Source organism: Wolbachia endosymbiont (group B) of Longitarsus flavicornis (genome assembly GCF_964028135.1).
GTDB lineage: Bacteria > Pseudomonadota > Alphaproteobacteria > Rickettsiales > Anaplasmataceae > Wolbachia.
The window spans coordinates 1,197,976-1,220,392 of the sequence record NZ_OZ034758.1 but is presented as its reverse complement, the minus strand read 5'-3'; the positions used below and the strand labels follow the sequence as shown (position 1 = coordinate 1,220,392).

The window sequence follows — 22,417 nt, the reverse complement described above, 5'->3', positions numbered from 1 at the left end:
TTATGGGAAGAGCAATAGGTATAGATCTTGGAACGACAAATTCTTGTGTTGCAATAATGCAAGGTAAGGATACAAAAGTAATTGAGAATAAAGAAGGAGCAAGAACTACTCCATCTATAGTTGCATTTACTTCATCTGGAGAAAGGTTGATTGGTGCTCCAGCAAAAAGGCAAGCAACTACCAATGCAAGTAATACTTTTTTTGCAACTAAGAGATTGATAGGTCGCCAATATAGCGATCCTGAAATGAAGAATCTAGGTGTACCGTATAAGGTATTTGCAGCAAAAAATGGTGATGCATGGGTTAAAACAACTGATAGTAAAGAATACTCTCCTAGTCAAATTGGTGCATTTATATTGCAAAACCTGAAAGAAGCAGCGGAAGCTTATCTTGGGGAAGAAGTAAAGGATGCTGTGATAACAGTGCCGGCGTACTTCAATGATTCTCAACGTCAAGCAACAAAAGATGCAGGAAAAATTGCTGGATTAAATGTCCTCAGAATAATTAACGAACCAACTGCTGCAGCACTTGCTTATGGTCTTGATAAAAAGCACGGACACACAATAGTAGTGTATGATCTTGGTGGTGGTACATTTGATGTTTCAGTTCTTGAAATAGGTGATGGAGTTTTTGAAGTAAAGGCTACAAATGGTGATACTCACCTTGGAGGGGAAGACTTCGATAATGCAGTAGTGAATTATTTACTGGGTGAATTCAAGAAAAGTAATGGCATTGATTTGAAAAACGATCCAATGGCTATGCAAAGAATCAAAGAAGCTGCAGAAAAAGCAAAGGTAGAATTGTCAAGTGCAATGGAAACAGAAGTAAATCTACCGTTTGTTACAGCTGATTCAAGTGGCCCAAAACACTTAAATATGAAGCTAACAAGAGCAAAGCTTGAAAGCTTAGTGAATGATTTGATTGAAAGGACTATAATTCCTTGCAAAAAAGCTCTTGAAGATGCTGGTTTGTCTGCTAGTCAAATTGGTGAAGTAGTTCTTGTTGGTGGCATGACTCGTATGCCAAAAGTCATAGAGAAAGTTAAAGAATTCTTTGGCAAAGATCCACACAGAGGGGTTAACCCTGATGAAGTTGTAGCAATTGGAGCTGCAATACAGGCGGGAATCATTCAAGGTGATGTAAGAGATGTATTACTACTTGACGTAACTCCACTTTCTCTTGGTATTGAAACTCTAGGTGGAGTATTCACTCCACTTATTGAACGTAATACTACTATTCCCACAAAAAAATCTCAGGTGTTTTCAACTGCAGAAGATAACCAAACAGCCGTTACAATTAAGGTACATCAAGGTGAAAGAAAATTGGCGGTTGATAATAAACTGCTTGGTCAGTTTAGTTTAGAAGGAATACCACCTGCTCCTCGCGGGGTTCCTCAAATTGAGGTGACATTTGATATAGATGCAAATGGAATAGCGCATGTTTCTGCAAAGGATAAAGCTACTGGAAAAGAGCAAAAAATACGTATTCAGTCTTCAGGTGGTTTATCGGAGGATGAAATAAATCGGATGGTGAGAGAAGCTGAGGAAAAAGCACAAGAAGATGAAAAGCGTAAGAAATTTATTGAAGTGAAGAATCAAGCGGATAGTTTAGTTCATTCTACAGAAAAATCTCTGACAGAATATGGTGATAAAATTTCTCCAGAAGATAAATCTGCTATTGAAAATGCAGTTAATGAGTTAAAGGAAGTGAGTAAATCTGACAACATTGATGATGCTGATTCAATACAACAGAAAGTTACTAACCTCTCTCAGTTATCTATGAAACTTGGAGAAGCTATGTATCAAGCATCTCAGCAAAACAGTGCTGAAAATGGCTTTTCATCAGAAGGAAATCCAAATGATAAGGAAGAAAAAGTAGTAGATTCTGATTATCAAGACATGGATAATAAAGAAGAGAATAAGTAATTCGATTGTCATCCCAGTGCCCAGATACTGTGGGATGACAAGAGGAGCGTATTGTTGCTTAAAGGAACTATTGTGGATATTATTAAGACAATAGAAGAAAAATTACGCGATTCAATAGGTGTAATTGATATTAATATTATCGATGAATCAGCAAAGCATGTAGATCATTATTTTGCTTCTTCTTCGACACTACCTTCACATATCAAATTAGTATTAATATCTAACGACTTTTCTGGAATGAGCTCTTTAAAGAGGCATAAATTGATCTATGAATTATTAAAGAGTGAAATAGAACGAGTACATGCGATTTCTCTTCACTTGTATACGCAAAGCGAATACAATCTAAAAAATAAATAATAAAAATGTGAACGAAGAGTCTTTATTAGTTAAAGCAGGAAGAAAATTTAATGATTATAAAGGGTCGATGAACCCACCAGTTTATCATTCTTCTACTATATTATTTCCTACTTACAAGGACTACTTAAATGCAGCAAATGGAGAAAGTATATACGATGTAATCAATGATGGTGTTGCAAGGGATTACAGTTACAGTAATGTTGGTACGCCTACTGTTCATTATTTTTCAAATGCACTGGCTGAAATTGAGGGTAGGGGACAAGCACTCATCTACCCTTCTGGATTATTTGCACTTACTTTTGCTATTTTGACTTTCACTAAAGCAGGTTCACATGTCCTGATACAAGATAATAGTTATTATAGGCTAAAGAGATTTGCCGAAAATGAGCTACCAAAAAGAGGAGTAGAAGTAACTTTTTATAATCCGACACAGGATATAACTGATTTAGTTCAGAGTAATACTTCACTCATCATGATTGAGACTCCTGGTTCTATAACGTTTGAGATTTCAAATATAGAGCATATAGTAAAAGTTGCTAAAGCACGTGGAATCGTAACCGTTTGTGACAATTCATGGGCCACTCCTTTGTTGTTTAAGCCGCTTGATTATGGAATTGATGTTGCACTATACGCGGTGACAAAGTATCTAGCCGGTCACTCAGATCTAGTGATGGGAGCTATGGTTGCTGAAAGTAAAATTTTTAAATTGCTTTATGAGAGCTATAAAAATTATGGAGTCACCATTCAATCGCATGACTGTTACCTTGCACACAGGGGACTTAGAACACTGCAAACACGCATGAGGAAGCATCAAAGTACAGCAATGCAAGTAGCAAAGTGGCTGGAAAAACATCCAAAAATCAAAAAAGTCTTATACCCCGCACTTTTTTCCTATTCTCAGCATGATTTATGGAAAAGTTATTTCAAAGGGGCAAGTAGCGTATTTAGTATAGTACTCGATAGAGAATATTCATGTGAAGAACTAGGCTGCATGGTTGATCACATGAAAGTTTTTGGCATTGGTGCTTCTTGGGGAGGATGTGACAGTTTGATATTACCAGTAGACCATAGATCTATGTCAAGATCTGTAATGAATTCAGATTATGGTGGAAGTTTTGTGCGAATATTTTGCGGACTAGAAGATCCTGAAGATTTGATTTTTGACTTGAATACTGCATTAATAAGACTGCCATGTTCAAGTGTTAAAGATGATTGTGAGACTGAAAGAGCTACTGCATAACATTGTAAATGCTGACTTTGATATTGAAATCAAAGGCGTCACATGTAATCCTAAGAGAGTTAAAGAAGGTTACCTTTTTGTTTGTGTGTCAGAAAGGAGTAAAGAACACGTAACATGTCTTCCTAATGGATGTGTACACAACTGTGTAGACGTTGTAATACAAGGGGCCAAGAAAGATGTCATCCCAGTGCTCAGACACTGGGATCCAGAAAATTTAATTGTAAACAAGCATACTAGACAATTGTATAATGAAAACTGGATTCCAGTGTCCGCTACTCGAATGACAAGTACTCCAAGTTTTGCAGTGCTTTACCACTCGGACCCTCAAGGAATATACAGTGAAATAGTCAGCAGGTTTTATCAATTCAAACAACCTAAATATATTGCTGCTGTAACTGGTACGAATGGTAAAACTTCAGTAGTGGAGTTTTGTCGCCAGATTTGGCAAGATAATGCAGCGTCTATAGGAACACTGGGAACATGTGTCAATAATAATAGAAAAGATAATAGCCTTACAACGCCAAGTGCAGATGATCTTTATTCCACATTGCGTGACATAAATAATAAGAACGTAGAACACTTAGCATTAGAAGCTTCAAGCCATGGAATCGATCAATACAGAATCCATGGACTCAGGCTCAATGCTGCAGCTTTTACTAATTTCTCTCAAGATCATTTGGACTATCACAAAAGTATCGATGAGTATTTTGAGGCCAAGAAAAGGTTGTTTGATGAGGTATTGCCAAAAGAAAAAACAGCGATTTTAAATGCAGATATAGGCGAATATGGAGAGTTGCTCAACATAGCTGAAAAGCGTGGCAACAAAGTTATAACCTATGGAAAAAAAAACTCTGACATTACTTTATTAAAGCAGATACCCACTGCCAATGGTCAATACCTGACAATTCAAATCGGTGATGAAATTTATAACGCATTTTTTCCGATTTTTGGGCAATTTCAAGCATATAATTTGTTGTGTGCAATCGGTATAGTTATTTCATCTGGTATGGACTATCAAAGAATGTGTATAGATAAACTCGCTTCTCCATCTGGAAGAATGGAAAAAGTGAACACTTTTGCATTTGTCGATTACGCTCATACTCCAAGTGCACTCAAACAAGCTCTGTTGTCTTTAAAATGGCACTTCAATAAAAAGATAGTTCTAGTGTTCGGTTGTGGCGGGAATCGTGATCAAACAAAACGTGCAGAGATGGGTAAAATAGCACAAATGCTTGCAGGTAAAGTTATAGTCACAGATGACAATCCGCGTGATGAAGATCCGGGGAAAATTCGTCACGATATTTTGTTACATTGCCCTGATGCACTGGAGATAGGAGATAGAAAAAAAGCTATAGAGAAAGGTATAAATATAGCACATGATGAAAATATGATTCTGCTAGTTGCAGGAAAAGGACATGAAAGATTCCAAATAATAGAAGGCCAATCCCTTGAATTTAGTGATGTTGAAGTTATTAGAGAGGGCCAAAAATTTGCTACTGCTGTTTTGCTCTCTCCTTCATCCAACGCCTGAATGGCTTTTTTCCTTAAGTCATAACTGTATGCTGCTGGCATTTTTACCTTCTTGTTATACTAAATCACTATCTTATCTTGTTCCTACTATTATGAGAAGAGCTATACAAGGATATGAAAGTGGAGATTGTGGTTACAAGATTAGTGAGAGAATATAGAAAAATTGAGGATGAAATATTGCGTGATATAGTTCATTTAGTGATAAAGGCTCTTACAGGTATAGTAGCGCTTCATAAGTAAGAATATTTTTACAAAGAATTTAATAATCACAATTTAGGCAATGATGAAAGTTCTTTAAGAAAAAAGTTTAATACTATCAAGAAAAGTTTGCATAGGCATAGCAATATAATACATAATAATCAAAATATCTAAAATTCTGTCAATTTATTTGCACAGTCAATCACTTGAGAATTCGGAAATTGATTTTTAAACCAAGTGTACTGGCGTTTTGCATAATGCCTTGTGTTTGTTTGAGCAATCTGTATTGCTTCGTCTAAAGTAATCTCCCCTTTTAAGTATCTTATAATTTCTGGTACTCCATGTGCTTTCATAGCTGGCAAGTTTGGAGATAGGTTCATGCTAAGTAAATTTTTTACTTCATCAATTACTCCATTTTCAATCATTTCAATAAAACGAGAATTTATTTTTCGGTATATATCCTCACGTTTAGGTAGAATTGTATATACCTTAAAATTATTGAATAAAGGAGGCTGCCTATTTTCTTGCCATACAAAAATCGACTTGCCAGTTTCAGTGATAACTTCAAGTGCCCTTGAAAGGCGATGCGAATCATTCATAAGTATTTTTCCCTGAATTTTTAAGTCTTTGCTTAGCACTAACTTATAGAACTCCTCTTTACTTAAATTTTTCCTTAATTCGCTTACATTTTTCCTAACTTCCTGACTTATTTGTGGCATTGATGATAAGCCTTTGATTAAACTGCTGATGTAAAGCCCACTTCCTCCAGTAATGATAGGTATTTGCGCATTTTCTAATGCGTGATTAACTTCTTTTTCTAAATCCTCTAACCATAGACCCACGGAATAATTTTCTTTTGCTGAAACATAACCGTATAGCCTATAAAATTCTTTCTGCTTTGGTGGTTGAGCAGTAATTACGGGAATCTCTTTGTATACCTGCTTTGAGTCACAGTTTATTATGCTAATGTTTTTATACTTTTTTATCAAGTTATCGCATAATTCTGATTTACCTGAGGCTGTAATTCCTGTAATAATTACTATATTATCCTTCATTTATATTAATTTAACTAACCTATGATAGGGTGTAGTAAAAATTTGGATTCTACAATCTAAAATTTGGAGACTTTTATGGCAGAAAATGATAACGATAACTCGTTTACTAAGCGTTTTACAAATAGGACCTCTAATGAGACAAGAGGAGGTTTTTCCAGTAAGTATTCATCTCAAAATACCAAAGAACATGCACTAGGAGCAAAAGGAAAAATTTCTGAATTGGCAAACAAAAAAGCTGAAGCCAAGGAAGCTTTTTCTGAAAGTGGCGGCATAAAGAGTAAAAGCAGAACTATCAACGAAAGATCCTTTGCTGATGCAACAAGAAGAAGTAGATCAGATCTCATATATCTAGTTCGTGGTAAAGATCGAGGAAGATCAGCTTGGCACTATGTATTAGTTGATAAAGATAAAAGAGAAATGTTTCTGGCAAAAAGTAGAACTGGCTCTATAGATGTTGCAGATTATGGAGAGATTTTATATTCAGGATGGGGAGATGATCCACCACAGACGATAGTCGATAAAATCAATGAGGAGTTCGGATTGTAGTAAATCTGTTGTAAAAGCAACAAGGACAACATTGCGAATTTAGAGTTCAAAAGGGTTATTCCTCGAGAACTATTGCGTCAGAAAGCTGGCGCTGAATTTGTATATAATGTTGACCTTGGAGGTTTTTATGAATAATAGTGAGAGAAAAGAAAAATTGGAAACTCGTATTCTATCAAGCAGAGGCAGGTCTTTATTGGATCACGAGCTACTAGAACGTACTCTGTCTGGATATGCAGAAGGAAGAGAAGTTGCTAAAAGGCTAATGGAGCTCTTTAGTAGTCTAGGAAGGGTAATTAACGCTGACTTTCATGAACTAAAAAATGTTACAGGAATGAACGATGGAGCAATAGCAAGTATCTTTTGTCTGAAAGAGATTTTTGATAGGATACTGAAAGGTAAGCTAAAAAAGTTGTCGATTCTTGATAACAGAGAAGAGCTATTAAAATACTTTAAAGCAGCAATAGGACAGTCAAGAAAGGAAAGCTTACGAGTGATTATACTTAGACCGAAGTGATCATTTAATATATGAGTATATTCAAGATTGTGGAACTATAGACAGAGTACCTCTGTATGTGAGGGAAATAATAAAACAGGGATTACTGATTGATGCAGCATCTGTTGCAATTTCACATAATCATCCAAGCGGAGATATAGAACCATCAAAGGAGGATGAGGATAACACACTCACATTAGCTGCAACCTGCGAAAATGTAGGAATGAAATTGATAGATCATATAATCGTAACACAGAAGAGCCACTTTAGTTTTTATGACAGTGGCTTATTGTAATCTGTAACCTGGAAGGAAAGTTCTCTAGCTTTCCTTCTTTTTTTTCCACTTTATGAATTAAGAAATTCGCTGTAAGCTTGAACAAATAAAATTAGCAATGAAAGGTGGAATTAGGCAAAAAAATAAAGGAACTTAGGTTATACTGTGGTTTGACACAAACTGAATTAGGAAAAAGAATAGGTGTTTCATATAGACAGATACAAAGGTACGAAAATGGTTCAAATTGCATTTTAGCCAGTAGACTATATGACTTAGCAAAAGCCCTATCAATTGATGTTGCTGATTTCTTTACTGGTATGCATGCTGACTCACATGAAAGTTACGATGAAGAAATACTAAAATTAGTCAAAGGATATAATGAAATTAAGAGCAAAAGGTTACGTAGTGTAGTTTATATATTGGTAAAATCTTTTTCTCAAAGTGATAATACATAGTTAATATTATCTGATACGTAAAATGACCATACAACATCCTATCGATAAGCAAATAGGTGAAAGAATAAGGAAAAGAAGGCTAATGTGTGGTTTTAGCCAAAGGGACTTAGGAAAAAAGCTTGGAATTTCATTTCAGCATATACAAGGATATGAAACTGGAGAGGTAAGGCTTGTAATTGATAGATTGTACAATTTGGCAGAAGCTTTGTCCGTTGATATGTCATATTTTTTTACCAAAGCTTCTGAAGACTTACACGATAAGGCCTTTTGTAGCGATGTGGGTAGTGAAGAAATATCAAGGCTAGTGAGGGAATACAGGAAAATTAAGGATGAAACGTTGCGTAATATTGTGCATTCAGTGATAAAAGCGCTTGCCAATAAATAATATTGCCTGAATATATCTTCAATCCACTTCTACAAGCAATGCTAGTTAAGGTAAATTTTTTATGGTAATCTTGATTAAATTCCAAGAACTACTTTACTTTGCAATAATTATGGCTATGTAAAACATAGCCATCAATCAAAAACGTCCTACAGATGTCGTTTTATCATTTTTTAATTTATCTACCCAAGAAAAAGTCTCACTACTCTTAGAATTTGGATCGCCCCATCTTCCACACCTAGTAAAACTGCCTTTTTCTACTGCTTCTTTAACAGACATGCCACCAAATAAACAACCTTGTCCTACGATTTCTCCTATTTTTTGCAACTCATTCCACATTTCTTCATCTTCTACCTCAACTTGTACTTGATGATAGTCTTCTGTGTCATGATATACCATTAAATTTAGCTCTCCTAGGCTAGTGCAAAGTGTTACTGTAAAAGCACTGCTATCTGATATATCCACGTAGTTTCTTTTGCCGTCTTTCCCAGTTTTGACTTCAACTTCACCATCACCTATTTTTAGGATATTGCCACCAAGGTTTAAGTCTCCTTTACTTAAGCCTAAATTTTTTGCACCTTCTACAACTTTTGCAACATCAACTATGCAGCTATGTGAAAATTCTATATAGAAGGTCTTATTATCAATTTCTATATTTTCAACAGTTCCTTCTATAGTAGCGTTCTCTCCAACTTCCCTGAGCTTTTTGAGTAGATCATATATTTGTGGCTCAATTTCTTTTTGCACCTTTTGATAAATTTCAGTTATTTTATTATCAACTTGTACATTAAAATCTGCCCCATTTAAAGCTAACTTCCTGATTATATCCTCTTGTTTATTTCCTTTGAATCCATCACGATACATCTTAAACATTGTAACGTTAGCGAAGCTAAAGCCATTTTTATTGGCAGCATTTATTCTTATTCCTAAATCCAAAGCTTCATCAACAACTTTACTTAACTCGTTTATATTTTTAGCTGCAATAGCTTTTTCCAAGAATTCATTTAGTTTCATATTTTCATATTCACTTAGCCTTATCTTGGATAAAGCTGATCGAAATGGATTGAGCTCCTCAGGATATGACAAGACAGGTAGTTTACTGATCTTTTTATTTGCTGTTGGAGCAGCTTTTATAAAATTAGGTAACAACCCTTCTTTTGCTATTCGCTCTACCGCTTTTAACATTTTACTAGACAATTTTTTACTTTTTATTTTTTTCATTGTAACCCTCACTTAATCTTATTACTATTCGATCATAACGTGATAAATGTTATTTAATTGTTAACGCTATACGACTTATTGATTTATTATATATTATAATAACAAACTTTACGGGCATTTACACTAGAAAAACACATCCTATAAAAATTATTTCAGTTTCAACAAAAATGGGGTATTGTGATTATAAAATTGAAAGAAATAGATCTCCTATCTTACTCTACTGAAAAGCTGAAAAAGCATTGTCAGCTACTTGATAATAAAGAAAAAATAGTTCTATATGAGCAGCTGCTAGACAAGGCTAAAGATATACTTGAAAATTCAAGAGATAATGTTTCTGAGCTGAAAAGGATCAGTAAAGCAGCTGTAGCGATAGAGGAAATTACCGATAAGCAGTTACTAGAAAAGTTTAATGATGACCACCCGCTAAGAGAAGTGGACATTTTAATCTACTCTCCTCAGGGAAATACTGAATATCTGTTCAGCACAGATAACTCATCAGAACTTTATGATTTAAAAGAAGATAAGGAAAAAGCTCTTTATAATGTAGTTAAGTCAAATGATGTTGAGCTTGTAAAAAAGCTGCTGATGATTCTTTCACCTACAGAAGTAAGTAATTTTGATACGAAATACTTGGAAGAATTGAAAATATCGCTGTCAGGAATCAGCAAAGAATTACCATTATCACAGGATATGAAAAATTATCTTGAGAAGATGATAAAGTTCTATAGTTTTTTATATAGTAATTTTAGCTTATTAGTTGCAAATCCTACTGATGTAAAAGCCCTAATTAATCTATTTGCTGATCAACCAAATATTGATTACCAAATAGATAAGCTTCTCCTTTCTTTTATTGTGAGAGATATTGAGGAAAAAAAGCTAAATTCTGAAATCAGTCACATGATAGAACTTCTCGAGCAGCATGAAAGATTTTCTGAGCTTGAATATAAGGTTAGAAGATTAAGATCAGAGTTTGCAAGTGGTAAAAGCAGATATTCGGCTGAAGTAATACGAAATAGCATTGCAGAACGAGAAAAAGAGATGAGGGAAATTGAGAAAAGGTATATAACGCTACATAATTTAATTAGCGAAAGACAGAAATTATTGAAGCAATTTTTTTGTTGACTGTTTTTCCACTTCATAAAATTTGTTGTAAATTGAATAACTGAAATTAAAGGTGCAATTAGGCAAAAAAATAAAGGAACTTAGGTTATACTGTGGTTTAACGCAAACTGAGTTAGGAAAAAGAATAGGTGTTTCATATAGACAGATACAAAGGTACGAAAATGGTTCAAATTGTGTTTTGGCCAGTAGATTATATGATTTAGCAAAAGCACTATCGATAGATGTTGCTGATTTCTTTACTGTTATGCATACCATACGCGTCAAGTTAAGAGATTGTGAGCAAATTTAGAGAGGTTAAAGTGGATACTCTAGTCCTTCTACGTTTGTCTTTTAATGAAAATCGCGACCAAGTTATAGTGAGTTTTTTAAGAAATGCTTTTAAACTATTAATTTTGGTTAATACTAAAAATAACTCTCTAACCCGCCTTTTTAGCTCAATAAATGCCTTTGTTAAGCTAAGTTCTGTATTCTTTTTCACTTCTGTGCAACCAACTATGCCGTGAAATATAAGAATTGCGCACAATTTAGCATATAGTTCACATAATACTCTGCATGGCTTTCCTTTTAGCTTATCAAGTCTGATATGGCTTTTATACAATTTAAATAATAACTCAATTTGCCACCTTACTCTGTAAATCGTTAATACTTGCTCAGCACTAATTTTATTTTCTGGAACATTAGTTATAAATATTGACCAGTTCAACAATTTTTGATTTCTTTTAGAGGATGTATATCCCTGCGATCTTGCTAATCTATTAGCTTTCCTTCTTCTGGCCATAGACTTGTTCTTCAGTTAGTTTCTGACATATAATTCTTACTCTAATTTTTGCTTCTTTTCCTAACAATACCTCGTTTTCTAAAAATAACTTATCCTCTAAACATTCTAATAACTCCATTTTTTGATTTGTTTCTACATCATATATGTTGGTATCGGATTTATAACGACTTATGAAATAAGCTCCTATTTCATTGATTTGTTTAAAAGAACTTGGCACAAAATAACCGAGATCAGATATTAGCAAATCATTGCTTAATATATTACTTAAATGTTTCCTATATCCCTGGTCTGATCTCACTGCCATTAAGTTAAGGAAAAGTGATGAACTGTATTATAAAATCAGGTAAGATTCACAAATTAAAAGAAGTAATGACATGAGTAAAAAAAAGAATAATCATGTTTATAAAAAATAAATTGATGAGTTTAAACTTTATAAACGCACACAGAGCATCCTCAAAAGACTTCTCACGAAAAAGAAAGCTGCCCTTCGTTAATGTATTTCTCCTGATTTTTAGAAAGAGTGTAAAGTCATTACAAGTGATGCTTAATGAGTTTGTTCTGCATACAAGAAAAGATTATACAATTACGGCAAGTGCATTTACTCAAGCAAGAAAGAAGCTAAAACATACTGCGTTTTCAGAGTTAAATGATGATATAGTTTCCCTATACTACCAAGATCAGGAATTTAAAACCCACCATGGCTTCAGAGTACTTGCATTTGATGCTTCAATACTGATTCTGCCAAAGAGCGACAAAATAATAGGTGAGTTTAGCTCAAGAGCAGTATGGAATGGAATCCAGAGATTTGAAGACTATACAAGTGCAACCTTTGAAGTTTGCTACGATATGCTAAATAATATTGCAATAAAATCTGTGCTAAGTAGAGGTGACAGCTATGAGGTTGATTTAGCAATCGGTATGCTTGAATCCATAAAATCAGACGATTTGTTAATCTGTGATAGAGGATACGTATCTTATCGATTTCTTGCTGAGCTTACAGGAAGGAAAATCAATTATATAATTCGCTGTTCAAGTTCGTCTTTCAATGAAATAAACGCTATGTTTAAGCCGGAAAGCCCATCTAGTACGGTGGTAGTGTCTACCGCACCTATTAAAGTAGCAAGACAGCTACGAAAGCTAGGATTACCTGATGAGATGAAATTCAGGTTAGTCAAAATAATACTTTCTTCTGGCGAAGTTGAAGTGTTAGTAACATCTCTGTTAGATGAGAAACGTTTTACAGTTGAAGAGTTTGAGAGATTATATTACTTGCGCTGGGGAGTAGAAACATTTTTTTCTAGGCTGAAGGGAAGATTAAATTTAGAGAATTTCACAGGAAAAAGTATTGAAACTATCAAGCAGGATTTTTGGTCAACTATCTTCATCAGTAATCTAGAAAGTATCATGATAGAAGATGATGAAGAGACATTGAGCTCACAGAATAGTAAACTAAAAAAAAGCATCAATAAATCTGTCTCATTTAATGCGATTAAAAACTTAGCCTTTGATATTTTTTCTACAGAGTCAGACATAGACTGCATTATGGATCGACTATCACAGTTATTTTTGATGAACACTTTAGTGGTGAGAAAAGGGAGAAGAGTTGATCGTCATAAGATATCTGATATTCGTTCACTCAACTACCAGAAAAGAGCTAGAAAACATGTGTTTTAAATTCAAGATATCTTTTCAGTATCATTGCATTAGTACATTCTTTGCAAAATAACCTGCAATTATTACTTTTTTAAATAACTTGCACTTTTCAGACTCCCTTTTCTTAAAAATTCACCCTAGTATTTACCATAATTATCAATCACTTCAAATTTTTTGTCCAATCTTAACTTCTCTTTCCCTTAACTTAATGGCAGTGGGTCTGATCTTACCCCCTCCGTTAAATTAAGTTGGTCTATTATCTGATTCATGTAGTCGAAAACTAATTGTAACTTTATTCCATACTTAGTATTGCTTTCATAGCCACTGTAGCTAGTACCATAACCTTTATACATCTCTTCCATACTGTTAGGTAGAGTAATATAGCTACTGTCCAATAATTTAACACTATTAAATTGCTGTAAGATTTTGCAATCAACTTGCAAGATATTTTTAAAGAGAATCACAGATTCATTATACATCCTTTTCATAAATTCCACTGCTTCTTCAGTAAATCTAAAATCCAAACCTTGTTTTGTTATATCTATCGAGTCCTCGTTTAGTAATTGACACATTGTTTCTACGCTACAATTATCAACTCCTATATTACCCAAGACCATGGCTTTTACGAATGATGAACCTTTTAGCTTTCTCTTTCTTTTTATAAACCTTGTTGTAATTGAGATTTTCTCTGCTTTTTCATTAAAAAATTCTTTGAGCTTTTTTGATAAGCTAGTTATTTTATTCATTGGTTCTCTCACTAAAAGTATATCTGGGAGAACTTATACCTTATTATTCTATCTCTTTCATACCTTTATTTCCTTAACTTGACGCGTATGCTCATAAAAAGTGGGTCCTTTCGGCCATACTGGCGGGTTTGGTGGTGCTGACCCCAGGCCTTCTTTAGCGTCAGAGATATTTTGAATATTAACTTTTTAATTATTAAGATATGAATTTAGCAATCCACTACTATCCTGTTGAAAACCTCGTCGAATATAAGCGTAATCCTCGTAAAAATGATGACGTAGTAAACAGAATGTGTGCTTCAATCAGGGAATTTGGCTTTCGTATTCCAATAGTTGCAAAAAGCGATGGTACTGTGGTTGATGGTCATTTAAGACTTAAAGCAGCAAGAAAACTTGGTATGGAGAGTATTCCAGTGGTCTTAAGTGATAATTTAAATGAACCACAAACTAAAGCTTTTCGGTTACTGGCAAATCAATCAGCTAATTGGGCAAAGTGGGATGATGAGCTTTTGAAGGTGGAAATTCAAGAGCTAGAAGATTTGCAGTTTGATCTTAAAATGACTGGATTTGAATTGGAAAAAGTTCAACGATTTCTTGATGATTTTGATGGTGAAAAAGAAGATCTTTCTGAGTTAATTGTTGATGACAAAAAAGTGGAAGTAACAAAACCAGGGGATTTATGGATTTTAGGTGATCATCGAATCTATTGTGGTGATAGCTCTGTAGTTGAATCATATAAAGCGCTGTTAGATGATAAAATGGCAGACATTACTGTTTGTGATCCTCCATATAACGTTGATTATGGTAGCAGTCAAGAAAGAGAGGATAAAAAGATACTAAACGATAATCAAGGTGAAAAGTATGAGCTTTTTCTCTACGATATCTGTTCCCATATTTTAGCATATACGAAAGGTGCTATTTATATCTGTATATCATCATCAGAGTTTTCAACGTTGCAAAAAGCATTTGAGGAAGCGGGAGGAAAATGGTCAACATTTATCATTTGGGCAAAGAATCACTTTACGCTAGGAAGATCAGATTATCAAAGACAATACGAAGCAATGCTCTATGGATGGAAAAGCGGCAATAAACGTGAGTGGCATGGAGGTAGAAATCAAAGTGATCTGTGGTTTTATGATAAGCCAATACATAACTCACTGCACCCAACAATGAAGCCAGTAGAGCTAATGGAGAGAGCAATAGTAAACAGCAGCAGATCAGGAGACATAGTACTTGATCCATTTAGCGGTTCTGGCAGCACGATGATTGCATGTGAGAGAACAGGAAGAATTTGCAGAACAATAGAGCTAGATTCAAAATTTGTAGATGTAACCATAAAACGTTGGCAAATATACACAGGTAGGGAGGCAATTCTTTCTGGTACTGGTAAAACTTTTGCGGAAATTCAAGAAGAAAATTCGTAAAAAGGAGCAAAAAGAGAGGAGGAAAAGAGTGGAAAAAATCACGCAGACGGAATGGGCAAGAGAGATAGGAGTATCAAAGCAATATGTCTGTTATTTAGTAAAAAAAGGAATAGTTAAGTTGGAGGATGGTTTGATCGACCGAGAACAAGCAAATGAAGCGGTAGCAGCAATAAGAGATCCAAGTCAGCCACTGAAGAGGAAAAATCCAGAAAACGAAAATACAAGTAACCTTTCCACGATGTTGCTAAAAACTAGAATAAAAAATGAAATGGAACGAGGTAAACTGCTTGAGGCAAAGGCAAAAGCTGAGATTGGTGAACTTGTAGCAGTAGAGGAAGTAAAGTGCGAAGCATTTAATGTAGCAAGAGTTGTCCGTAATAATTTGCTTAATATTCCAAATAGAGTTTCAGCACTGCTTGCATCACTGAGTGACACTGAAAAGATTCATATGGCGCTAACCGAAGAGATTACAAACTCATTACAAGAATTATCTAACGCTAAATTTTAATAATGTCTGCTAAGTTAAGTTTAGAATTAATAAAGTGCCTCATTAATCAACCTGGATTAGATGTTAATGTCAGAGGATCAAACGGAAAGACACCACTGCATTATGCAGTAGAAATTAACGAGCTTAGTATGGTTGCGCTCTTACTAAATAGGAAAAATATTAATCCACTAATTACTGATGATGATGGTAAAAGTGCGCTTTCTTGTGCAAGAGAAGAAATATTACAAGCACTAATCAATCATAAATATGGATCAGAGGGAGATAGCTTACTTCACTTAGCTGCGATGTTGAATGAAGCAAATGCTGTAAGGTTTTTACTCAACAAAGGAGTTAATGTTAATGAGCAGAATGCTTTACTACATACACCATTACACTTAGCGGCAGGAGCTGGACATGAAGAAATAGTAGAAATTTTAATTAGAGAAGGAAACGCGGATAAGGATGTTCTTGACGTGAGAAATCATGCAGCAATGCATTATGCAGTAAACAACAAGAAGCTAGAAGTAGTAAAATTACTTTCAAATCTTGGTGCGAATGTCAATATAGCTGGTAGCGGCAGAAATGCAATGAAATTATCTTCTTTGCACGTAGCTGTAAGTAGTAGTAATTATGATGAGAGAGATTTATGTTTGGATATTGTAAGGTGTTTAATAAATGCTCCGAATTCCAAGGTCAATTTACAAGATTATGAAAATAAAACGCCACTACATTATGCTGAAAGGCTGAAAACAATAGAAGTTTTACTAACGCGAGAAGATATAGATCCTTTAATTAAGGATGATAATGGCAAGACACCATTTTGTTATGCAAAAGAAGCAAATAGATTAGATATAGTAAAGATTTTAGCAAGTAATAGATACGGAGCTGATAAAAACAGTTTGCTTCATTTAGCTGCCAGAAAAGGATATGAAGACCTAATAGACGGTATTCTTGGTGAAGGAGTTGAAATAGATGCTGTAGATGAGAGTGGAAAAACGGGAATTTATGTTGCTGCAAAGCATGGTCACTTTAACGTAGTAAAGTTGTTGCTAAAGAGAGGAGCAGATGCCACGGATGTTTTTCAGTATGCAATAATAACGAACAATGCAAAATTAATAGAACTACTGAGTAAAGAGAAAGAAATAGTGTTATTTGGAAGACAGAAGAACTTTCCAACATTTCATTTATTGAGCAATAAATATTTTGAAGAAAGGAAAATAGCAGACAAAAAAATAAAGAAATATACCAATATCATCTGTGTCACTATAACAATATGCGCAATAGCGATAGTAGGAATTTACCCTAACATTATAGCTGCGGTAATGGTGGGAATAGTTGCGCTCATAGCTGCAATAATAATGAGTAATTTAATTCAGAAGTATATAGAAGAAGCACTTGAAAAGAAAATGTTTATTGAACTCGAAAGTGAGAAAACAAGTGAGTGCAGTTCTATTTTAAGTGATGTTGAAGTATCATCTAATGATGGTGAAGAGCTAGCAATATGATATACGCTACATCTTTTTCTGAAGGTTTAAGGCCAGATCCGCACCTTAAAGTATCAGAGTGGGCGAATGAGTATCGAGTTTTAGCGCCAACTGCAGCATCAGAGCCAGGGAAATGGAGAACGGAAAGAACTCCTTATTTAAAAGAAATCATGGATTCACTTTCTCCGTCCTCACCAGCAGAAAAAGTAGTATTCATGAAAGGAGCGCAGATTGGGGGAACAGAAGCTGGCAACAATTGGATTGGCTATATCATCGATCAAACACCAGGTCCAATGCTGGTAGTACAGCCAACAGTTGAAATGGGAAAGCGTTGGTCAAAGGGAAGATTTGCACCGTTAATAGAGAGTACACCATGTCTAAAGAGTAAAGTAAAAGACCCAAGGTCAAGAGATTCAGGGAATACTGTACAAAGTAAGGAATTTCCAGGTGAAATAGTAGTAATAACTGGAGCAAATAGCAGTGTAGGCCTCCGATCTATGCCAGTAAAATACCTCTTTCTTGATGAAATAGATGCATATCCAGGAGACTCAGGAGGAGAAGGAGATCCAGTACTGCTTAGTATTGCACGAACTAATACATTTGCAAGGCGAAAGATTTTTTTAGTTTCAACACCAACGATTCATGGAATCAGCAGAATTGAGAAGGAATTTGAAGCAACAGATAAGAGATACTTTTTTGTTCCATGTCCGCATTGTAATTACTATCAAGTTCTGAAATGGTCACAAATTAAATGGGAAGATAAAAATCCAAATACAGCACACTATATATGTATAGAATGTGGTAAAAAGATAGAAAATCATCAAAAGACAGAGATGCTGGAACGTGGAGAATGGAGAGCTACTAATAGAGTAAAAGGTGAGAAAAAAGGATTTCATCTTTCAAGTCTTTATAGCCCAGTTGGCTGGTATAGTTGGCAACAAGCAGTAGAAGATTTTTTACATGCAAAAGAAAGTGAACAATTACTAAAAGTATGGATAAATACCACTTTAGGAGAAACCTGGGTAGATAAAGGAGAAGTGCCAGATTGGAAGCAATTATTTAACAGGAGAGAATTTTTTCCCGTAGGCACAGTACCTAGGAGAGAAGTGGTGCTTACAGCAGGAGTAGATGTACAAAAAGATCGCTTAGAAGTAGAAGTTGTAGCATGGGGAAAAGGCAGAGAAAATTGGTCAATAGATTACCGAGTATTTGAAGGTGATACTGGAAGAGGAGAAGTATGGGGAAAGCTTTCGGAGCTCCTCAATCATCATTTTATCGGTGAAAATGGGCTTGAGTATATGATAAGTATGATGGCAGTTGATGCAGGATATGCAACACAAGAAGTATACAATTGGGTAAGAGGTCATCAAGGATCTGGAAGAGCAATGGCAGTCAAAGGTGTCAATAAAGCGCTAGTGCCGCTGAGCAGCCCAAGTAGAGTAGATATAACAGTTGGTGGTCAAAAGCTGAAAAGAGGAATAAAGCTGTGGCCAGTAGGAGTATCGATATTAAAATCAGAGCTTTTTCAATTACTTAATATTTTAAAAGAAGAAGAGGGAAAAGCTCTACCTGGATACTGTCATTTTCCTGAGTACGCACCTGAATATTTTAAGCAGCTAACGGCAGAGCAATTAGTCAGCAAGGTAGTAAAAGGATATACCAAACAAGAGTGGCAAAAGGTAAGAGAAAGAAATGAAGTACTAGATTGCCGAATTTATGCGAGAGCAGCATCGATAGCACTGGGAATAGACAGATGGCCAGAGAGTAAATGGAATAGTTTGAGTGGAAAACCGGAAAGTAAAAAATCAAAGAAAATAGTCAAAAGCAAATGGATCAGCAAGTAATAAATGTATAACGAAGATTATTTAATTCAAGTCGAAGAAGCGATAAAGAAGCTGCAAAACGGAGAGCGAGTAGTATCAATTGCATATGGTGATCATGTGGTAAGATATGCAGAAGTAGATATAAATGATTTACTAAACTTAAGACAACGAATTAAAGCTGGTGCGGCCCGAAGGTCATAAATGTCGTGATGGTTAAATTCCATCTCCCATAGCATCTGGGTAAAATCATGATCCACACCTTAAGAAAGTGGCAAATTCTCATGGTGTAAGCATGGATCAAAAGGGAGTAATATCAAACCTTATGATAAATCCTCTCGAGAAGAGTTAGATATGGCTACGAAAAGAAACTTATGTTTGAACTGTCGTTAATTCGAATATGCGAAATAAGGTTGAATACGCATATACCAAAAGGTATGAAGAAACGGGTAATTAGGATCGGCTTTTCCTGATTAAGATGCTTCCAATCTTCCGGCAGATAGTAAGAGCCTAAGTTTAACGAGAAACGATTTTATGGAACGGAGTAACTACATAGAAGCTCTTATTATTCTTTATTTTCAAAAGGATAACTAAGAAGGTAGCCAGCCGAATGCTCCTATGTAGAGGGATTGTCTAAGAAGCTAATGCCTAAGGTAATGTTTAGGATATGCAAACGTAGACACTGTAGTTTGGAAGGTAAAGTTGTGAATAGTAGTGAATATGTTATGAGCCAACAAAATGTTAGGTATGAATGGAATGAAATTCCTTGGCGCAAGCTGGAGAAATCTTCATTTAAGCTACAAAAACGAATTTACCGAGCTTCACAATGTAATGATATCAAAAAGATGCATAATCTTCAGAGATTGTTACTCAGATCAACAAGTGCAAGAACGCTCGCTGTTAGAAAGGTAACTCAGGATAACAGAGGAAAAAAGACTGCAGGTATAGATGGAAAAGCGAATCTTAATCAAAAAGAAAGGTTACAATTAGTATATTCTTTGGATATAAGAGAAAAAGCAAAACCATCGAGACGAGTTTGGATTCCAAAACCTGGTAGGAGAGTAGACCGGCGGAGCTTCCCCACCAGTCTCTCGCAGAACTGCACGGAAACCTCTCGACTTATACAGCTCCCATTATTTAGCCTTTTGATCCTAACCCAAGTGTCCAATGATAGAAAATACTTGGAGACCTCTTTCTCACTTTTCCTAGAAATTGCTTTGCTAGTCTTCCGTGATCACGAAGTTTCTTATATTTTGTCCTGACCCATCTTATGAGGTATCTCTCTATATTTCTGAGAGATGGATACATCTCTGATTTATAAAACCTGCCATAGTACTGAAACCAGCCTCTGACTATTGGATCTATTTTCTTCGATATTTCCTCTAGTGTGGTCCATGTAATCCGATGTATTCTCCATGACTTTATGGTTTTCTTGATCTTCTTCTTGGCTTTGTTACTAATTGCAGGTAGAAATGAGATGAAATAATTCCTCATCTTATTCTTTGCTACTCTAGGTCTAAAAGTATAACCTAGAAAATCAAAGCTTTGTTTAGGAAATTGTTCTTTTCTATCATCATCCTTACTGTACACAATCTGTGTCTTTTCAGGATGTAACTTCAATTTACACTTAGCCAATCTTTCTTCAATCATTACTTTCATAAATCCTGCCTGTCTTTTAGTTCTGCAGTGCACTATCGCATCATCTACATATCTTTCAAATGGTACTGTTGGATAATTTTGTTTCATCCACATATCAAACGCATGGTGCATAAATATGCTTGAAATGATTGGGCTTATTGAACCTCCTTGCGGAACTCCTTTATCCCTTGTTACCCTACTGCCATCTGCTTGCTGAATGGGGGCTTTCATCCACCTCTCAACATACAGTATGACCCATTTGCAGTCTGTGTGTTTCTTGATAGCCTGCAGTGCTAAATCGTGGTCCAGATTGTCGAAAAATCCAGATATATCAAGATCTACCGTCCAATCATTTTTCCAACATCTCTTCCGTGCTGTGTATACCGCATCCAGCGCAGACTTATTTGGTCTATAACCATATGAATCTTCGTGAAATTTCGGTTCTACTAACGGCTCAAGATACATTGTAGCTGCTGTTTGCGCTATTCTGTCGAATACTGAAGGCACACATAAAATTCTTTGCCCTCCTGTATCTTTTGGTATCGCAACAGCTTTTACCGGCTCTGGAAAATAACTTCCGGATGACATCCGATTCCATAATTTGTATAGATTATCCTTTAGATTTTCTTCAAACTTTGTTATCGAGACCTCATCTACACCTGCTGCACCTTTATTTTTCGATACTTGTTTATAAGCTCTCCAAATAAGTTGCTTCGGTATATCAAAAGACTTTGTTTTATTCATTAACTCCTCCCTTTCGGTTGATAAATAATTAAAACTAAATAACTTAGCCCCTTCACTCCATTTCCATTACAGAAACTTCTTCGCTACTACGAGCTAATCCGCCCCTGTTTTTCGCATCGGTACTCTCATCCTCAGAGATCAGCTCTTTGGACTTCTCCCTTTTCATCGAAACGACAGGTTCCCGTAGTTCCATGCAATAGCCTAAAATAGATTCACGCCACTTTTATGCCGGACGCCACCTACCCAGTAAACAAGCTCCCAGTAGATTCATCCCAGGTTAACGACTACCCCCTGGTTTTGACGTCGTCTCTACGCTTTCGACACTTCATCAGTGGTTCACTTGCGTTCGTCTCTCTATTTCATACATGACACATAATTGTGCCTTTTCCATAACGCTCACTACCTTAGCTCTTTACCAAAGCAGCTTATGGCTGTTTGAAGCCTGCTCTTGCAAACCGGCTCCGAGGGGCCCTCCCTCATCTACTGCACAGCTTCAACACTTTCCGTGTTTCTACGGCGCACTGTCATCCGAGTAGCTGACACTGGGATCGATTGTTCTTTCTTTCTGGATTTCAGCGTCACGCGCTGGAATGACATTAAATGATTTTTCTTTGAATTTGAGTTATGCAAGCAGCCCCTTCGATGTCACCCGAGTAGCCCTCTTCCTGTCATCCCAGTACTGGGATCCAGCCTTTCTTACCAACAAAAAACTTGGCATAACTTGCGTGCTCAAAAAATTCCTGGATTCCAGTACTGGAATGACACCCTTTTAGAAGTTCCTTCTGGGTAAAAACTATTGTCAAGTGCTGGAATGACACCTTGTGTGTATTCGTATGATGTCTATTCCA

22 protein-coding genes and 3 pseudogenes are annotated in these 22,417 nt (G+C 35.6%); 19 read left to right on the top strand and 6 right to left on the bottom strand.

Annotated elements, in window-relative coordinates; all coding sequences use genetic code 11:
• The first annotated feature begins 2 nt into the window (after nt 1-2).
• The 5 genes from dnaK to ABWU45_RS05635 all read left to right on the top strand — a co-directional run bounded on the left by dnaK (nt 3) and on the right by ABWU45_RS05635 (nt 5,292).
• The gene (dnaK, locus tag ABWU45_RS05655) at nt 3-1,925 is read left to right on the top strand and encodes a molecular chaperone DnaK (protein ID WP_353278165.1); all 1,923 of its coding nucleotides are present in this window, start codon (nt 3-5) and stop codon (nt 1,923-1,925) included.
• A gap of 72 nt (nt 1,926-1,997) precedes the next feature.
• Nucleotides 1,998-2,282, top strand: a complete 285-nt coding sequence (locus ABWU45_RS05650) for a BolA family protein (RefSeq protein ID WP_264682652.1) — start codon at nt 1,998-2,000, stop codon at nt 2,280-2,282.
• A gap of 7 nt (nt 2,283-2,289) precedes the next feature.
• Nucleotides 2,290-3,522, top strand: a complete 1,233-nt coding sequence (gene metC / locus ABWU45_RS05645; RefSeq protein WP_006013396.1) for a cystathionine beta-lyase — start codon at nt 2,290-2,292, stop codon at nt 3,520-3,522.
• Nucleotides 3,491-5,053 (top strand): Mur ligase family protein, encoded by a 1,563-nt coding sequence (locus tag ABWU45_RS05640; RefSeq protein WP_353278163.1) that lies wholly within the window; start codon nt 3,491-3,493, stop codon nt 5,051-5,053. Before metC ends, ABWU45_RS05640 begins: the two co-directional genes overlap by 32 nt.
• Nucleotides 5,054-5,166: 113 nt before the next feature.
• On the top strand, nt 5,167-5,292 hold the full coding sequence (locus ABWU45_RS05635) for a hypothetical protein (RefSeq protein WP_006013387.1): 126 nt from the start codon (nt 5,167-5,169) through the stop codon (nt 5,290-5,292).
• A gap of 128 nt (nt 5,293-5,420) precedes the next feature.
• Here ABWU45_RS05635 and miaA read toward each other — a convergent pair whose 3' ends face one another.
• Complete coding sequence (gene miaA, locus ABWU45_RS05630) at nt 5,421-6,305, bottom strand: tRNA (adenosine(37)-N6)-dimethylallyltransferase MiaA (protein WP_353278161.1); 885 nt, start codon at nt 6,303-6,305, stop codon at nt 5,421-5,423.
• Nucleotides 6,306-6,380: 75 nt separating this feature from the next.
• On the opposite strand from miaA, the gene ABWU45_RS05625 reads away from it, so the two are divergent.
• From ABWU45_RS05625 to ABWU45_RS05605, 5 genes are all read left to right on the top strand, one after another.
• Complete coding sequence (locus ABWU45_RS05625) at nt 6,381-6,851, top strand: hypothetical protein (protein ID WP_019236353.1); 471 nt, start codon at nt 6,381-6,383, stop codon at nt 6,849-6,851.
• 127 nt (nt 6,852-6,978) lie between these two features.
• Nucleotides 6,979-7,365 (top strand): DNA repair protein RadC, encoded by a 387-nt coding sequence (locus ABWU45_RS05620; RefSeq protein ID WP_353278159.1) that lies wholly within the window; start codon nt 6,979-6,981, stop codon nt 7,363-7,365.
• Nucleotides 7,366-7,372: 7 nt separating this feature from the next.
• Nucleotides 7,373-7,639, top strand: a complete 267-nt coding sequence (locus ABWU45_RS05615; protein ID WP_353279092.1) for a JAB domain-containing protein — start codon at nt 7,373-7,375, stop codon at nt 7,637-7,639.
• 104 nt (nt 7,640-7,743) lie between these two features.
• The gene (locus tag ABWU45_RS05610; protein ID WP_353278157.1) at nt 7,744-8,073 is read left to right on the top strand and encodes a helix-turn-helix domain-containing protein; all 330 of its coding nucleotides are present in this window, start codon (nt 7,744-7,746) and stop codon (nt 8,071-8,073) included.
• 22 nt (nt 8,074-8,095) lie between these two features.
• Nucleotides 8,096-8,458 carry a helix-turn-helix domain-containing protein gene (locus ABWU45_RS05605; RefSeq protein WP_353278156.1) on the top strand — a complete coding sequence of 121 codons (363 nt, stop codon included), beginning with the start codon at nt 8,096-8,098 and terminating at the stop codon, nt 8,456-8,458.
• A 135-nt stretch (nt 8,459-8,593) separates the two neighbouring features.
• Here the strand turns inward: ABWU45_RS05605 and ABWU45_RS05600 are convergent, their stop codons facing one another.
• Nucleotides 8,594-9,676, bottom strand: a complete 1,083-nt coding sequence (locus ABWU45_RS05600; protein WP_353278154.1) for a hypothetical protein — start codon at nt 9,674-9,676, stop codon at nt 8,594-8,596.
• Nucleotides 9,677-9,853: 177 nt separating this feature from the next.
• On the opposite strand from ABWU45_RS05600, the gene ABWU45_RS05595 reads away from it, so the two are divergent.
• Nucleotides 9,854-10,798: a hypothetical protein gene (locus ABWU45_RS05595; protein ID WP_353278152.1), complete on the top strand. Its 945-nt coding sequence runs from the start codon at nt 9,854-9,856 to the stop codon at nt 10,796-10,798.
• Nucleotides 10,799-10,850: 52 nt separating this feature from the next.
• Nucleotides 10,851-11,087, top strand: coding sequence for a helix-turn-helix domain-containing protein (locus ABWU45_RS05590; RefSeq protein WP_353278150.1), 237 nt, complete (start codon nt 10,851-10,853; stop codon nt 11,085-11,087).
• Here the strand turns inward: ABWU45_RS05590 and ABWU45_RS05585 are convergent.
• Nucleotides 11,064-11,889 (bottom strand): annotated as a pseudogene (locus ABWU45_RS05585) (IS4 family transposase); the annotation flags it as partial. The gene ABWU45_RS05590 and the pseudogene ABWU45_RS05585 overlap by 24 nt on opposite strands.
• Nucleotides 11,890-11,972: 83 nt before the next feature.
• Between ABWU45_RS05585 and ABWU45_RS05580 the strand changes: the two are divergent.
• The gene (locus ABWU45_RS05580) at nt 11,973-13,250 is read left to right on the top strand and encodes an IS4 family transposase (protein ID WP_353277926.1); all 1,278 of its coding nucleotides are present in this window, start codon (nt 11,973-11,975) and stop codon (nt 13,248-13,250) included.
• Between the two features lie 197 nt (nt 13,251-13,447).
• On the opposite strand, the pseudogene ABWU45_RS05575 reads toward ABWU45_RS05580, so the two are convergent.
• Nucleotides 13,448-13,987 (bottom strand): annotated as a pseudogene (locus ABWU45_RS05575) (IS4 family transposase); the annotation flags it as partial.
• Nucleotides 13,988-14,175: 188 nt separating this feature from the next.
• On the opposite strand from ABWU45_RS05575, the gene ABWU45_RS05570 reads away from it, so the two are divergent.
• From ABWU45_RS05570 to ABWU45_RS05545, 6 genes and pseudogenes are all read left to right on the top strand, one after another.
• Nucleotides 14,176-15,396 (top strand): DNA modification methylase, encoded by a 1,221-nt coding sequence (locus ABWU45_RS05570; protein ID WP_353278149.1) that lies wholly within the window; start codon nt 14,176-14,178, stop codon nt 15,394-15,396.
• Nucleotides 15,397-15,424: 28 nt separating this feature from the next.
• The gene (locus tag ABWU45_RS05565; RefSeq protein WP_353278147.1) at nt 15,425-15,904 is read left to right on the top strand and encodes a hypothetical protein; all 480 of its coding nucleotides are present in this window, start codon (nt 15,425-15,427) and stop codon (nt 15,902-15,904) included.
• A 2-nt stretch (nt 15,905-15,906) separates the two neighbouring features.
• Nucleotides 15,907-17,388 carry an ankyrin repeat domain-containing protein gene (locus ABWU45_RS05560; RefSeq protein WP_353278145.1) on the top strand — a complete coding sequence of 494 codons (1,482 nt, stop codon included), beginning with the start codon at nt 15,907-15,909 and terminating at the stop codon, nt 17,386-17,388.
• Entirely contained in the window at nt 17,385-19,211 is a 1,827-nt protein-coding gene (locus ABWU45_RS05555) for a phage terminase large subunit family protein (protein WP_353278143.1), read from the top strand. The genes ABWU45_RS05560 and ABWU45_RS05555 overlap by 4 nt, the downstream gene beginning before the upstream one ends.
• A gap of 3 nt (nt 19,212-19,214) precedes the next feature.
• A complete protein-coding gene (locus ABWU45_RS05550) occupies nt 19,215-19,391 on the top strand; it encodes a gpW family head-tail joining protein (protein WP_353278141.1) in 177 nt (58 codons plus the stop codon).
• Between the two features lie 440 nt (nt 19,392-19,831).
• Nucleotides 19,832-20,128 (top strand): annotated as a pseudogene (locus ABWU45_RS05545) (reverse transcriptase N-terminal domain-containing protein); the annotation flags it as partial.
• Between the two features lie 196 nt (nt 20,129-20,324).
• On the opposite strand, the gene ltrA reads toward ABWU45_RS05545, so the two are convergent.
• Together ltrA and ABWU45_RS05535 are read right to left on the bottom strand one after the other, a co-directional pair.
• Nucleotides 20,325-21,569 (bottom strand): group II intron reverse transcriptase/maturase, encoded by a 1,245-nt coding sequence (ltrA, locus tag ABWU45_RS05540; RefSeq protein WP_007302363.1) that lies wholly within the window; start codon nt 21,567-21,569, stop codon nt 20,325-20,327.
• Nucleotides 21,570-21,621: 52 nt separating this feature from the next.
• Complete coding sequence (locus tag ABWU45_RS05535; protein ID WP_019078704.1) at nt 21,622-21,762, bottom strand: hypothetical protein; 141 nt, start codon at nt 21,760-21,762, stop codon at nt 21,622-21,624.
• Between the last annotated feature and the right edge of the window lie 655 nt (nt 21,763-22,417).